This window comes from Flavobacterium araucananum (assembly GCF_002222055.1).
In the GTDB taxonomy this organism is placed as follows: domain Bacteria; phylum Bacteroidota; class Bacteroidia; order Flavobacteriales; family Flavobacteriaceae; genus Flavobacterium; species Flavobacterium araucananum.
This window is the reverse complement of the sequence record NZ_MUGS01000051.1, coordinates 65995-80342: the sequence shown is the minus strand read 5'-3', so window position 1 is coordinate 80342 and position 14348 is coordinate 65995. Positions and strand designations below refer to the sequence as shown.

The window sequence follows — 14348 nt, the reverse complement described above, 5'->3', positions numbered from 1 at the left end:
TGCTGGATGTCAGTATATTGTGGAGTGTATGGTACGAATGTATTACTTATAATCGAACAATACAAGATGAGAGAATAATATTACTTAAATTATTTTGACTGCTTTTCTTTTTTGATCTTTGTTAAGTCGCTTAGAATCTTGAAGTAGTCTAATAAAAGATAAGAGTCCTATAAGAGAAAAAGGGGAGTACTTTAAATTCTAAAAAAATCTATTTCATTACAAAATCGATTTTTAATTATCTTAATATTCTTTCTTAAACTGTTTTTAAAAGATCAATTTTCGACAATATCTTATTTTTTATTTTTTAAATGGGCTAATTTATCAATTTCATTAAGAAACTCAGGATCAAATTCAGAGTAGGCCCTTAGCCAATATTTTTCATCTCTTTTGTGCATGACCAGGCGAATTTTTTGCACCATTAGCCAGATGGGTTCATAGCGCTTGTGCCCTAAAAGATATTGAAGTTGGAGTATAGAGAATTTTCTTTTGGAGAGTGTCATTAATTCGATACAAATCATCCAGTATCTAATAGGCAAATTAGAATTTTCCATCACAGTTCCGGATCGAAGCCCCATTCTGGTTCCACATTTTTTGCACTGAAATTTTAAATCAACTCTTCTAAACGAATGTGTATTGTGTGCGCATTTCTTACAGACTAAACCATTTTGCAGGCGTTTGTTTTTTAATTCTTCAATGCAGGTTTCTTCATTGTGGTATTTCTCGAAGTACTCGCGTAATTCCATGCAGTAAATCTTTTGTTTCGGGATTAAATATAAATTAATCTACGCGCACAAAAAATTATATTAAATAAAAAAAAAGAATATCCTTTTCGAATATTCTCTTTTCACAATTATAAGAAAAACAATTACAGTTTTTCGGCTATTTCTTTTTTGTATTTATTAAGGATCGATTTTGTCATTCCCAGATTGGCTTTGGTTGAATCTACTGCTAAATAAATAAAGTACTCCCCATTATCAGAAACATCGATAATATGAATTTGAGAGGTTAACGTAATCATGATATTGTCAACGACCTGACCAGTTAAATTTAATGCTTTTATGGCATTCATCTTTGCTTTAACCACTTCAAGATTAAATGCAGAAGCCAATTCAGGATCGAAATCGCTCAAAACAGAATGTGAATAGTATGACATTCCGCTTTTGATTTCAGCTACAGAAACGGCTATAAAACCAGGTACATTTTTTTTGAGATCTTCTCCGAATTGTTTTAAAAAATCAGACATAGTATTTAGTTTAATTAGGTTTTTGGAAATCCTTTCTTGTGGATTTAGTACAAAAATATAGATATGATTCTATTTAATTATCCGTAATACGTACCTTGATTTAGTTTTTTTGCTGTGGATCCGTTATTCAGTTGCAAAATTATAATTATCTGATTTTTTATATAAGAATTTTTTTAAACTATAAATAGATTCGAATTATAAAGGAAGTCTTTTAGAAGCATTTATTTTTCTCAGACAAGGTTGGTACTATTTTGTTATTTATGCTAAAATCAAGTAATTAGACTTAATTAAAGCAGAACATCCATTTTTGACTTCCAATATATGAGGAATAGGATTAAATTATAGGTTAATTATTATTTTTAACACTTAAATTGTAGGATAAATAATATATTATGATGATATTTAGTTTTGATTAACAACATTAAAACTATTTAATATGAAAAAGACATTTCTAAAATTAGCAGGAGTATTATGCGTAACATTACTGCTTCATTCTTGTCAAAAGGATGAGCTTCCACAAAATGGAGAAACCAATAGTACTTTAAATCAAGGGCGGGCAATGGGATATATTCCATCGACGCCAGATCAGTTGGCAGAAATTAAAGAATTAAATGCATTTTCATACTATAATAAGGAATCCCTTCCTGCAAAGTATGTACTTCCAGAGTTACCCGTGGCTCTTAATCAAGGGTATAAAGGATCTTGTGTTGCTTATTCAATTGCTCATGCCCGTACTCTTTTAAATAAAGAATCGAAAACATTGGCTAACGGCAGTCCAAATTATGAAGCTTATGCAAGTGCAGATTATTTATACGAGAAGTATAAGTTTAATAAAAACAGTTGTGACAATGGTGTTTTTTTTATTGAAGCTCTGGATGCCTTAAAAACAGAAGGTACACCAAGTTATGCAGATATGGGATTAGTAAACTGCGGTGTTCTCCCTACTGCATCTCAAGAAAAAAACGCAAAGAAAAACAGAGTAAACGACTACTATAGATTACCATCTGAAACAGGTAAACCGATATTGGAAGATATAAAAAGACAAATTGCAAACGGAAACCCTGTAATAATAGGTATAAAAGTTGATTACGATTTTGGATCAAACTCTATTAGATTGTGGGACAAAAACAGTTCTGGTTTTTATGGTAATCATGCTGTCGTTTTAACTGGTTACGATGATGAAAAACAAGCTTTTAGACTTCTTAATTCCTGGGGATCGAGTTGGGGAGAAAATGGATATATTTGGGCTACCTACAGAAAAATACAAGAAGCTATAAGTCCAGATGCGTACGTATTAGAAACAGATAATTTGCTATCTTATAAAGGTGGATCTATGTGTTTTGTTTACTTGGTTAAAAATAAAAATAATGAAGCAGATAACATAACTTTTTCAGTTGATCAATTGGCTGCATTTATGAACAATGGAGAATTGAATTGGAGTAACAATCTGGTAAAACCTTACTATGAACAATACAATAATCCTACGTTAGATATAAATTATTATACACCTAATAATGATGGATTGGATGTAGATGGTGATTTGACTTTTGAGGTAAGATTAAGAATTGAATCCAGCAAAAACACCAGCTATCCTATTGATACAGAAAAAGGGGTTGAGCTAAAATTATGGAATGGGGCGTACGGAGGTAAAGATCAATCTATAAGTTGTAATGTTCCAATGTCAGGGACAGCTAAGGAGTCTGTTTTTAAAAATAATTTAGGAGAAACTTATAAATACATAGCCTATAATTATCTAAGCAATGGTTTTGGTGATAATGTTTTTAGTGAGGACAAAACAATACGATTCCGTGTTAAAAACGGACAATTTTATTTGACCGGCATGTATAGTAACTCTAAATTACCATCAGGAATAAATAGGTTAAGGACTTTTGGTATAAAGCTTGTAGGTACTATAGGTTCTATTTCAGATGTGAGAGTTTATAAAAATGGTAAACAAATAGGGATAGATAGTTTTGATGGAACTATAGCAGCTACCCAAATAAGACCCTGGATGCAGTGGTTCGAATAGTAAGTTTAGAGTAAGAAAATCATAAAAAAGTCTCCAAAATCAACTTGATTTTGGAGACTTTTTCGATTAGAGGTATTTAGCCTCATAATTCTTTCTGAAATACCAACTCCTCAATAATTTGTCTTTTCATAGTAGTATCAATATCATCTTTGGTTTCTGGATGAAAGATATTATACTTACGCAAAATATTTTGTAAGTAAATAGAGAAGCTGCTTAGCAATTTATCATAATAAAGATCCAATTGGTTTTTATCAGGCATTTCAAATTTCAGGGATAAATGAAACAACAAGTTTAATTAGGGGTCGTTAAAAAACTTTTTTAATTGTTATTTTAGCCAAAATAGAGATCAGTATTTTTTTTCTTAAGAGATAGAAATAGCACGTAATCTTTAATCCCAAATCTTGTCTTTTATGATTCTACTATTGTTTTTTGCCATTTTGTTCGGTCTTTTATGCCTTATAATTATTGTTTTCAGAGTTATTGAACCGGCTTATATGCTGCTGTTTAATAAACCGTTATTTTTATTTTGGAATCCAATTTTGAACAAAATAGACCTAAATGATAAAAGTATTTTAAGAAGAGAGTTTTCTTTTTATGCCAATCTTTCAGATAAAAAAAAGGGTTATTTCGAACACAGGATTCACTGTTTTATCAACCATTATAAATTTGAAGGCAAAGATATTATTGTAACTCATGAAATGAAGTTGATTATTGCCGGAACGTACATCATGCTCACTTTTGGAATGCGAAGATACCTGATCGAATTGTTCGAAAACATTATTATATATCCCACATCCTATTACTCTGTTATAAATGAAGAATATCACAAAGGCGAATACAATCCGAGAGCAAAAGCAGTAGTTTTTTCCTGGGAAGATTTTTTAAGCGGACATCAGATTAAAGACAATATAAACTTAGGACTGCATGAATTTGCCCATGTATTGCATTTTAATTCCAGAAAAAGCACAGATCCTAATGCCATTATTTTCTTTGATGAATTTACCGAAATTGAAAAGTATTTTGATGATGAAAATTTGAAGGAAGAAATCAGGCAAAAACAATATTTTAGAGAGTATGCCTACACGAATAAATTTGAGTTTCTAGCCGTTATTTTCGAATGCTTTTTTGAAACTCCGGAAGTTTTTAAAGAAGAATTTCCGGAATTATTTGAGCATGTAAAAATCATGATTAATTATCAAAGCATTCTTTAATTAAGTTACTTACCAGCTGTATTTCAGGATTAAACGGGCATTAAACGGAGTTCCTGCAGTAAAATGTATTTCATCTACAGGTTCCGTTTCATTGGCAAGTCTACTCGCTGTCAAAAACTGTGTTTCCTTCCATTTAGTGTCAAAAATATTATCAATATTTACACCAATCGAGATCTTTTTTATTTGATAATTTACAGAGAAATCAGTAATACAATATCCTTTTGCTAGTACCGAATTATCTTCGTTCGCAGGTCTGTCTCCTAAAAAACGGGTTCTTAAACTGCCGGAAAATCCTTTTAGATCCTTAACCGAAATTCCGCTTGTTAAAGTATGAACAGGAGCCAGGGGCAAATAATCCTGTCCTTTTGGTTCGTCTATAGTACGAGCGTGCGTATAAGTATAGTCAGTGTTCCAGAATAACCAATTGGTGAATTGATACCTTAAACCAAAATCAAAACCTTTACGGGCAGTTTTTCCACTTGGTTCTACTACAGCTTCATCGCCAACATATACAAATTCCTGCGCCAGATACAAATACCAAAGTGCCGTGTTAACAATCATTCTCGGGAAAGGTTTCCAGTTTATTCCAAGATCAGCACCATAAGTTTCAGGAAGAATTTTTTGACCTTTTTGGGCTACTACAACGCGGGCGTCATTGCTATGAAACCCTTTTCCTAATTTTAAAAAATATTGTAAAGTATTATCCTGGGTATATAAAAAATTCAGTTTTGGACTCACGATTGCTTTCGTTTGAATTTGATTACTGTAAGCAGGAGCTAATTGATCCTCGTAACCAAATTTAAAATAATCCAAACGCAAACCGGTATTAACGAGCCATTTTCCGGATATAAAATCAGCACTGGCATACGAGAAAAGATTGGTCTGGTTGACATCGCCAAGGCTTAAATATTCTAAAACCGTTTTTCGGTTTACCGTATGCGATAATTCAAGACCTTTACTGTTATCATTTCGTAATCCGGCACCTAATTTAAAACTCCATTGTGCATTTATCTTGTGATCATATTCAGATTGGAATCCTGCAAGAGTGCGGTTTTCTTTTTGTCTTATCTGATCTCCATTTACGGGATCGTTTAAGAAAAAAGTAAAATTCGAAAACAATTCAAAATCATATTTACTTAAGTAAGCCGTATTTTTAATCTGCGAATAATCATCAATTTTCGAATCATATTGCAGGTTGATATTCGTTCTGCCGGTATTTCCTCCTTCATTAGAATCGATAGCTCCAAAATGCGATATCATACCGCTATTTACGGCACGCTCAGGGATTTGTCCGCTTGCATCCCATTGACTTGTAAAACGCGATAAAGAGACCGCAATTTTATCTCCGTTATCCATTTTGGCAGCATATTTTGCAAATAAATTAATACGGTTAAAGTTCTGTGGCGCATCAAAATAACCATCGGTCATCATGTATTCTCCTGCAAAATAGGCTGATTGATTTTCAGTATGTAATAAATCAAATAAAGCAACAGTTCTATAGGTATTAAATTCGCCAAGCTCAAACGATATGGAGCTGTTTTTCAGCGCTTTTTTTGTATTAAAGGCAATATAACCTGCAGTGGTAAAATCGCCTTTATCGGCAAAATAAGCTCCTTTGTCAAAATCTATGTTATCGACGGTTTCCGGAATTACAAAATGCAGATCAGCATAACCCTGACCGTGAGCATGCGAAACCATATTTACAGGCATTCCGTCTACAGAAACACTAATATCTGTTCCGTGATCACAGTCAAAACCCCTAAGAAAAATTTGTTCGGCTTTGCCACCGCCCGCATGTTGACCAATAAAAAGTCCCGGAACCTTGCGCATGAGGTCCTGAGAGTTGGAGACAGGCTGAATTTCTAAGTCTATTTTAGAAATCGTATTCAGGTATTTCAGGTTGTTAGAAATGGTAACTTCTTCGAGTAAAAAAGGCTTTTCGTCTAAGCTGATAGAAAGTACTTCGTTGGTCAGGATTTTAAGATGTTTTGTAATAAAACCTTGTTTAGAGATTTGAATGCTGTCTTGTGGTTTTGTGCTTTCGATTGTAAACTTTCCGTTAATGGAACTATGAGCGTGTGTTTTTGATACATTATTTAAAATCAGAGCGTCGTCAATAGGTTTTCCGTTTGTATCTGTAATGATACCCTGAGTAGCTTGTGCACTTATAGAAAAAGACAACATAAACAATCCAAGAACAAATAATAATCTCATGCGAATAGGGTAATAATTTTAGAACAATTAAAAACCGCAAAAGTAATCTAACAAAAACAAAATATAAAACAAAAATATGTTAATTGTAAGAAAATGATTATTTTTTAAGTGATTGTATTGGAGGTTTTTATTCTTCGAAGATTTTTTCGGTACTAACACCATTATTCTCCTGATAAAGTTTTTGACCTATAACACCTTTATCCCCCAAGGCACGACCTTTTACCAACCATGCAAGTCCAAAAGCAAAAAGCGAAAGGGCCTCTAATACCAAAGTCGAATACGTAAATAATTTTAAAAGTTCAAAAACAGGAACCAAAACCACAAATAAAATAATCGAATATCCGGAAACCCTGTAAATATTATTTTCGTTCAGGATACTTTTAGGAGTTCTGGTTTCGTTTTCCTGACCAATCGTAAAAACGTTGATTGCCAACAACGCCAGGATTAAAAATAAGAGCGCAGCAAAACTATAATGAAGCCAACCCAGCCACTTTTCAGGATAAGGAATCAGGGTATAAATTTTGTTTGCAAAATCGTCTGGATTCGTAGGGAACAAAGCAACACCCAAAGCCAAAACTCCTGCAATATTGGTTAATAAATTGTCGTTTTTCCAGAGCGAAGGATTATCATGACCTTTGTACCGAATCAGGAATAAACCAACAGCACATAAGGTTCCGGTAAAAATTTCTCTTAAGTTGGTATAATAATAATGACTTATAGAAGGTTGAACCTGAGTTTGAAAGAAAGGAATTAGAGAAAAACCAACCAAAAACAGGGGCAGACTTATCCCTAAATATCCAATCGCACGCCTTATTCGTCTAAAAGTAAAAATGTCATAATTTTCAATTTTAATCTCCTTATTTGTTTGGGGTTTCATATTGCAGGATATTAATTAGCAATAAATACAGCTAAGATGTTATTGCTTTTTCGAAAATAAATTTTCTACGACCCAAGCCGGACCAATCATCAAAAACTGAAGATCTTTTAAGAACGAAGGTTTTTTGCCTTCGATATTATGACCGTAAAATTGCCCAATCCAGGCAATGATAAAAACACCAATAGAAAAGATCCATAACGGCACAACTTGTCCAATGTAGTAATTGACAATTAGACAAATTGCTGAAAAAACAGCAATTTTTATTGCCATTGCAACAGATAAACGTATATAAAAAATAAGAACAAAAATAAGCACCACAACCGCCCAATTTTCGATAATTGGCGAGTTTAACTTTAAGGTATTGGCAATTAAACCGCTTGGTATACTCATTAATAAACCTACGATAGAAAAGAAAATAGCCGGTACACAGATGTAATGTATCGCCTTATTTTTTGGGTTTTGATGACTTACCGCATATTCTTCAAACCATTGTTCTAATGTTCTCATTTTTTTGGATTTAGGTATACGTAAATCTAATAAAATTTCCCTTTAGTTGATCGAATTTACAAATTTGGCTAAAAAAATAGTATTAAATCTTATTTGTGATGATAATCAAAAACGTTGTCCCATAATTCATCTATAGTAACAAGGGCCTTGTCTAAAGCAATAACCTCCCATCTGCCATTAGTTTCTATACCAAGACCAATATTTTTTAATTTTGATAAAGCATCTTTTACATTAAAATCAAGATCAGTGTTTAGCTTCGTTTTAAACCAGGATTCGATTTGATCATCAAGTTCCTCTGCTGTTAAGGGGTTGTCACTGGTATATAAAAAAGTATAGGCCAAAATGGTTTCTTTAAGTACCTCTTCTTCAGAGGAGTTTAGCAACGAATAAAAAGCGCCACTGTTGTTCCCCAGATTTTTAAAATAAAGACTATCCGAAAGTATTTTAGAGTACTTTATTTTTTTGTTTGCAAAGTTGCTATATTGGCGAAATAAGTACAAAGACAAGATTCCCAACGCGATTAAGCCTTGGTTTAGAGAAGCTTTGCTGTTGAGCAAATCGATCGCTTCGCCAGATTGATACGCGGCATACATACCAATTAAAGCCGGAATTACGGTAGTACTTAATAACGAAATTCCGCCACCAATACCCGGTACCCAAAAGAATAATTTATCTTTTGTAGACATTCTGGGAATCGCATTTGGAAAAATCGTTTCGAGATCGTTTTTAGGAACACGCTTAAAGATTTTTAAAGCAATAGTTCCCGGATCAATAGGCATCTTGCCCAACTTAACTTTATTCTCGCTCAAATAATCCTTCTCGTTATAATTGAGGTAAATCATGACACGATCATAATATTCGATTTCAATTTCTTTTTTCCAGAAAATGAATTTTTTTACTTTTTCTTTTGCTTTATGATGCCCCCGAACATACAGTTCGTAGTCTTTAAAAGCATTAAAATCTATCGAAAGATTTAAGTCTATTAAATCTGAATCCTTAAAAGCTTTGTCTAAAGTTTCCTGATCGATACGACGGTAATTACCCTGTTCTAAAACTTTAAGCAGCGTTTCTTTAAAAATATTAAAATCACTTTTACCCATAAATCCTTTACGCTCTTTGTAGCTTAAATCAGGATCAAATAAGGCGTAGTTTTGTTTTAGATTTCGATTCAGGTTAAAAGCTTCGTAATGAAAATAGTGTTCGATGATATCAAACAGCTTTTTAAAATCATCGACCTTTTTTTGATCTTCAGAAAAAGAAACTATTTGTTGTTCGAGTAAGAATTCCTTATTAAAGGGAATGTAATGTTCTCGTGTCATACAGATTTTGGGCTTAAATTTTAGTGGCATTTCTAAAACGCAAAAATAACATCCGAAATTTGAATTACAGAGGGATTTGTATTAAAGTTTAGTTATTTTCTTTTAGCGTTTTAAAGATTGAAACTAACAAGAGTTTAAGGAGGTTAATCACATGGATATTACACAACAATTCGATAGCAACCCTACAAATAAAGAATTGCGAATTATTGTAAATTTGAAAGCATTTGAATTTTTACAAAAAACTGTTTTTTAAATTGGGAATTAAAACGTTAAGCAAAATAATATTTGATATGGAAGATATAAAAACATCTAAAACTCAAAATTTCTTTAGAATCCTCTTGGGGATTTTTATGATAGCCGCCGCCATTGGGCATTTTACTTTTCAAAGAGCCGATTTTCAGGCGCAGGTTCCTGATTGGGTTCCGCTTGATAAAGATCTTGTTGTAATACTCTCCGGAATTGTAGAGATAGCATTGGGGTTAAGTATGGTGTTTTTAACCCGCTATAAAGTAAAAGCAGGACTTGCGCTGGCACTATTTTACGTATTGGTTTTTCCGGGCAATATTGCTCAATATCTTAACGGTACCAGTGCTTTTGGTCTTGATACCGATCAATTGCGTTTGATGCGATTGTTCTTTCAGCCTGTTTTAATTTTCCTAACCTTATGGTCTACAGGTGCGCTTAGGTTTATAGCGCAAAAACTAAAAGGCTCAGACTATCAAAGGTTTTAATGTAATGACGTTAAACCTGACGCCTGAAACATTCAGGTCATTAGCACAAACTATTCACAATAAAAGCCCGGATCTGGTTTGAGCCATTTCTATTAGCCTACCTTACACAAAAAGATGGCGATAGAAGATAAGGTTCGGCAGGTTGAAGCACTATTTGATCGTCTTGAAATAGAAATTACTGCTTTTAAAACACAAACACAATTGTATTGCAATACAGGTTGCGGCAAATGTTGTACCACACCCAATATTGATGCTTCGCCATTAGAATTTTTGCCTTGGGCATTTCATTTATTTTTGAATGGCAAAGCCGAAGAAACTTTGGCATCCTTAAGAGATACATCATCTTCTAACAGCTGTCTATTATATCGCCCGCTTTCCCTATTAGAACATCATCAGGGAAGCTGTAGCAATTATCGATATCGTGGTTTAATATGTCGTCTCTTTGGTTATGCCGCAAATACCGATAAATATGGAAAATTGCGATTAGCGACCTGCAAGATCATAAAAGAGCAGCAACAAGAAAATTTTATAGCAGCCGAAGAAGCAATAAACAAAGACCAATACGTCCCTGTTTTGGCCAATTATTATATGCAGCTTGCACAAATTGATATTAGAATGGGGGTTTTGTCATTGCCTGTAAACCAGGCATTAAAAATCGCTCTCGAAGAGGTTTTACATTATTATGCCTACAGGCCATTTCCGGGGGGCTTGGATAATATCGCTTAAAAGACTTTTTATAGAAGTATTGACATTCGATATTATAAAAAAAATGAGGGAGTTAGTAGCTCCCTCATTAAGATACAACAATAAAGAAAACATGAACTTAAAAAAATTGTTGTATACTGTATTTCCTCAAGGTAAATGGCATTAAAATCTTCTATAAATTATTTATAAAAATGACATAAGTCGCTTTTATCTTTTTATCTAACTCTTTGTAATCCAATTTTATATTATCAGCAGTTCCGCTAGTAGAAAACCCGCTTAAACACTGCCTTACATAAAAGGGAGTTACCCTGTATTTCTCCGCCAGAGCCCTTATGATACCTTGATCATAGGTATATTTCTTATTTTTTTTCGTAGGTTTGTCCATTGCTCACTTTGTTTCGTATTAAGTAGTAAATATAGTAAGATATTTCTTAAAAAACAAGTATTTATAGGATTTTTTCTAAAAACAATAAACTATGGTAGGAGGGATAATACAAAGAATCAAGGTATACATTGATTCTATTGGTGGTAACGTTAGTGCTTTCGAAAAAGAAGTTGGTATGTCCAATGGTTCTTTTGCCAGTCAATTTAAGAATAACAAAACAATTGGCGTTGACAAATTAGAAAATATCTTAAACAGATATACTGATATTGACTACCATTGGCTCCTAACTGGAGAGGGTGAAATGTTAAAATTGAGCATTCTGGAAGAAAAAGCGAGCATTTATAAAAAAATAAGTAAATACGACAAAACAAATATTCCGTTATACGATGTGCAAACCCCTGAAGGAATTGTTGATTTGTTTGGTGATAACGAACATCAGGTCGTGGTAGATTATATCAGAATTCCTAAAATTTCTGAATGCGACGGAGCATTATATGTTTCCGGCGATAGTATGTATCCTTTGCTAAAAAGTGGAGATATTGTAGCCTACAGAAAGATACTCAATATCGAAAGCAATATTATTTGGGGCGAGATGTATCTGGTCTATGTAAACAATGATGGCAATGAATCTTTTTTTATCCGTTTCCTGAAACAATCAGAACGAGAATCGTATGTGCAATTTGTGGCTCAGAACCCACATCATCAAACCATAGAGTTTCATGTAAGTAGTATAAAAGCACTTGCTTTGGTAAAAGGTTCTGTCAGAATAAATACGATGCTTTAAATTTTTGCAGCGCCAGAAGTTTATACTGTGCTAAAAATATATTCCTGATATTTTCTATCCAAAGAGTATAGAGCCTTGCGGAGTGAAAATTCCTGGTTTATCCCTCTTAATGTACAACATAAAAAAAAGTGAGACTTTTAATCGTTATTTACGATTAGAAATCTCACTTAATTGTTCCAAAAAAAATGACAGTATTATAATAATTTTCTTTTAGGGAAAACTACAGTCTCAAGTAAAAATTATTTACTGCAATTTTACCACTAAATAAAGTTTTGGCAATGCGTATTTATACCTGTTTTTAGCTCAATAAGCAGTAACAGTGCATAAATAAAAGAGGTTAAGTCGAATTGTTAAGTATTTTTCTTGCTTTATTGCTTGGGTTCAGATTTTTTTAATTCGATTATTTTTTCGATATACTGTATCAGATTTTTTCTTTCCAGCGAAAATAAAGCAGTTTCATCCTCAGTAGTCAGGTATAAATTGGCAATACTTTCAGCATCCATTTTGTTACTTAGATACTGATGTTCGATATATTGAATAAGATTATCTAAAAAAAATTCATGTATTCTTCCTTTTTCAAGTGTTTCTTCGTCGCCCTCTTTTATTTTGTCCATTTCAGATTCTGGCAAATCTATGGTAAGGTAAGTGTAGTCAACTGCAACTTTCGAGAGCATTTCTTTGTCAACCTTTCCCGTACCGTAGCAATACGCACAAGGACCGGGAGCCCATTTTAATACTCTATTTAAACGTTGGATATCATCCCAATCAACAAATGCTTTACCAAGACATCTGGGGCATTCTATATTTGATCTTCTAAACAGGAAATTAAAAAAGGTCATTTTCTACAATTATTTTAACGATTAGTGGCGGGGCTAATATAATTATTTATGTAAGAAAAATTGGTTTAGGAAAGGTTTTTTTTGCAGAAAAAATTTATGCTTGATGCGAAGTGTGATTATTAAAGAGGATAAAAAATAGTTAAGCTATAAATTAAATTTTCAAATTTAATATTGTTTATAAGTAATTTCTTTCTGAAACAATTTTTTAACGATTTTTGTGTCATTCGGGATTAGCATCTGTGATTAGGAGTTTTGCTAATGATTAAGAATAGTAAAATAATAAGCTTATAAGTTGATTTTATGGAAATTGTTGATATCTTTGCAATTGTAGAGAATAGATTGTTGTCGGTTCAGTTTGATAATTGTGATTGCGATGAATTTACATTAGCATTCAGGAATTGGAATGTTATGTAGTATCGGGAAGTGCTATAAAGCTAACAGATACAATGAATGAGCACGACCATACAAAAGTAATATTATCTAAACTAAAAATTACTGCGGCATACTTAAGAGAAAATGGACTATTAGGAGATGATGATTTTGGATATATAGACATTCTGAATTAATTTATGAAAACTACAATTATGGAAAATCAAGAATTAAAAAGTAAATTAGAAGGATTGGTTTCTAAAACTCCCAGCAAATGGATTGAGGAAAGTAATAAAAGATTTGAAGATAAGGAGGGATTAAGATTTTCTCAACAAGTTGCTGTTCGTATTTTAAGAACACTTAGAGAAAAAAAAATGTCTCAAAAGGATTTAGCAGATTTATTAGAGGTAACCCCACAAACAGTTAATAAGTGGGTTAAAGGATCTGAAAACTTAGGTCTTTTTACAATAGCCAGAATACAAAAAGCATTAGGTATTAAAATAATGCACATTTGTGAAAATAATAATATCCTAATTAGTAGCACTGTAAATATTATCGAAATTTCGACTCAAGTGCATACTTACCTTAATGAAATTGAGAAAACTATAATTGCAGAAGAGGAAACCAAAAACATTCCTTTAGATGTATATATAAGTGAAGAGGAGTGTGTTGAAGTAGAATATAGTTATTCGTAAAAAATGGATGTAAAGAAAAATATTGGTTTTAGATTATTGAATATTGTTACAGAGCAGTTTGCGACATTTGAAATCGAAAATGTACCGGATAATAATGCTTTAAAATCAGAACTTCAGTTTTCGATTAATGCTGAAAATAGAGTTGTTTCCTGTAGAATGAAATTTCAATTTCTTCATGAAAAACAGCCAATTGTTGCAATAACAGTAGTTTGTAATTTTGATGTAGAAGAAACATCATGGAAAAATCAGATTGTGTCTGAGAAAAAAATCACATTACCAAAGCATTTTCTAGAACATCTTAGTGTGATAACAGTTGGTGCTGCAAGAGGAATATTGCATGCAAAGACAGAAAATACCTTTTTTAATAGATTTGTTATACCAACTTTAAACGTTAGCAATCTGGTTGAAAAAGACGTTATTTTTGTGGTTAAATAAAAAGA

General features: G+C 32.6%; 14 protein-coding genes and 1 pseudogene. 7 read left to right on the top strand and 8 right to left on the bottom strand.

What is annotated here, in order from left to right:
* Window positions 1–293: 293 nt before the first annotated feature.
* Together B0A64_RS19540 and B0A64_RS19535 are read right to left on the bottom strand one after the other, a co-directional pair.
* Window positions 294–743: pseudogene (locus tag B0A64_RS19540) on the bottom strand (transposase); the annotation flags it as partial.
* A gap of 122 nt (window positions 744–865) precedes the next feature.
* Window positions 866–1243 carry a hypothetical protein gene (locus tag B0A64_RS19535; RefSeq protein ID WP_089481170.1) on the bottom strand — a complete coding sequence of 126 codons (378 nt, stop codon included), beginning with the start codon at window positions 1241–1243 and terminating at the stop codon, window positions 866–868.
* Window positions 1244–1679: 436 nt separating this feature from the next.
* On the opposite strand from B0A64_RS19535, the gene B0A64_RS19530 reads away from it, so the two are divergent.
* A complete protein-coding gene (locus B0A64_RS19530) occupies window positions 1680–3272 on the top strand; it encodes a C1 family peptidase (RefSeq protein WP_089481169.1) in 1593 nt (530 codons plus the stop codon).
* Window positions 3273–3682: 410 nt separating this feature from the next.
* Entirely contained in the window at window positions 3683–4483 is an 801-nt protein-coding gene (locus B0A64_RS19525; protein WP_089481168.1) for a zinc-dependent peptidase, read from the top strand.
* A 9-nt stretch (window positions 4484–4492) separates the two neighbouring features.
* On the opposite strand, the gene B0A64_RS19520 is transcribed toward B0A64_RS19525, so the two are convergent.
* The 4 genes from B0A64_RS19520 to B0A64_RS19505 form a co-directional block, all read right to left on the bottom strand.
* Window positions 4493–6697 carry a TonB-dependent receptor gene (locus B0A64_RS19520; RefSeq protein ID WP_089481167.1) on the bottom strand — a complete coding sequence of 735 codons (2205 nt, stop codon included), beginning with the start codon at window positions 6695–6697 and terminating at the stop codon, window positions 4493–4495.
* Between the two features lie 127 nt (window positions 6698–6824).
* Window positions 6825–7574, bottom strand: coding sequence for a hypothetical protein (locus B0A64_RS19515; RefSeq protein WP_089481166.1), 750 nt, complete (start codon window positions 7572–7574; stop codon window positions 6825–6827).
* Between the two features lie 39 nt (window positions 7575–7613).
* Complete coding sequence (locus B0A64_RS19510) at window positions 7614–8081, bottom strand: Mpo1 family 2-hydroxy fatty acid dioxygenase (protein ID WP_089481165.1); 468 nt, start codon at window positions 8079–8081, stop codon at window positions 7614–7616.
* Between the two features lie 89 nt (window positions 8082–8170).
* Window positions 8171–9400 (bottom strand): TMEM143 family protein, encoded by a 1230-nt coding sequence (locus tag B0A64_RS19505; RefSeq protein ID WP_089481164.1) that lies wholly within the window; start codon window positions 9398–9400, stop codon window positions 8171–8173.
* Window positions 9401–9690: 290 nt separating this feature from the next.
* Between B0A64_RS19505 and B0A64_RS19500 the strand changes: the two genes are divergently transcribed.
* On the top strand, window positions 9691–10131 hold the full coding sequence (locus B0A64_RS19500) for a DoxX family protein (protein ID WP_165769853.1): 441 nt from the start codon (window positions 9691–9693) through the stop codon (window positions 10129–10131).
* A 114-nt stretch (window positions 10132–10245) separates the two neighbouring features.
* The gene (locus B0A64_RS19495) at window positions 10246–10857 is read left to right on the top strand and encodes a YkgJ family cysteine cluster protein (RefSeq protein WP_089481163.1); all 612 of its coding nucleotides are present in this window, start codon (window positions 10246–10248) and stop codon (window positions 10855–10857) included.
* Between the two features lie 151 nt (window positions 10858–11008).
* Here B0A64_RS19495 and B0A64_RS19490 read toward each other — a convergent pair whose 3' ends face one another.
* Window positions 11009–11221: a hypothetical protein gene (locus B0A64_RS19490; protein ID WP_089481162.1), complete on the bottom strand. Its 213-nt coding sequence runs from the start codon at window positions 11219–11221 to the stop codon at window positions 11009–11011.
* A 91-nt stretch (window positions 11222–11312) separates the two neighbouring features.
* Here B0A64_RS19490 and B0A64_RS19485 point away from each other — a divergent pair, with 91 nt between their 5' ends.
* Window positions 11313–12005 (top strand): S24 family peptidase, encoded by a 693-nt coding sequence (locus B0A64_RS19485; protein ID WP_089481161.1) that lies wholly within the window; start codon window positions 11313–11315, stop codon window positions 12003–12005.
* Between the two features lie 368 nt (window positions 12006–12373).
* Here B0A64_RS19485 and B0A64_RS19480 read toward each other — a convergent pair whose 3' ends face one another.
* Window positions 12374–12844, bottom strand: coding sequence for a hypothetical protein (locus tag B0A64_RS19480; protein WP_089481160.1), 471 nt, complete (start codon window positions 12842–12844; stop codon window positions 12374–12376).
* Window positions 12845–13428: 584 nt separating this feature from the next.
* Between B0A64_RS19480 and B0A64_RS19475 the strand changes: the two genes are divergently transcribed.
* Both B0A64_RS19475 and B0A64_RS19470 read left to right on the top strand, forming a co-directional pair.
* Complete coding sequence (locus B0A64_RS19475) at window positions 13429–13908, top strand: helix-turn-helix domain-containing protein (RefSeq protein ID WP_165769852.1); 480 nt, start codon at window positions 13429–13431, stop codon at window positions 13906–13908.
* 3 nt (window positions 13909–13911) lie between these two features.
* Entirely contained in the window at window positions 13912–14343 is a 432-nt protein-coding gene (locus B0A64_RS19470) for a hypothetical protein (RefSeq protein ID WP_089481158.1), read from the top strand.
* Window positions 14344–14348: the final 5 nt, after the last annotated feature.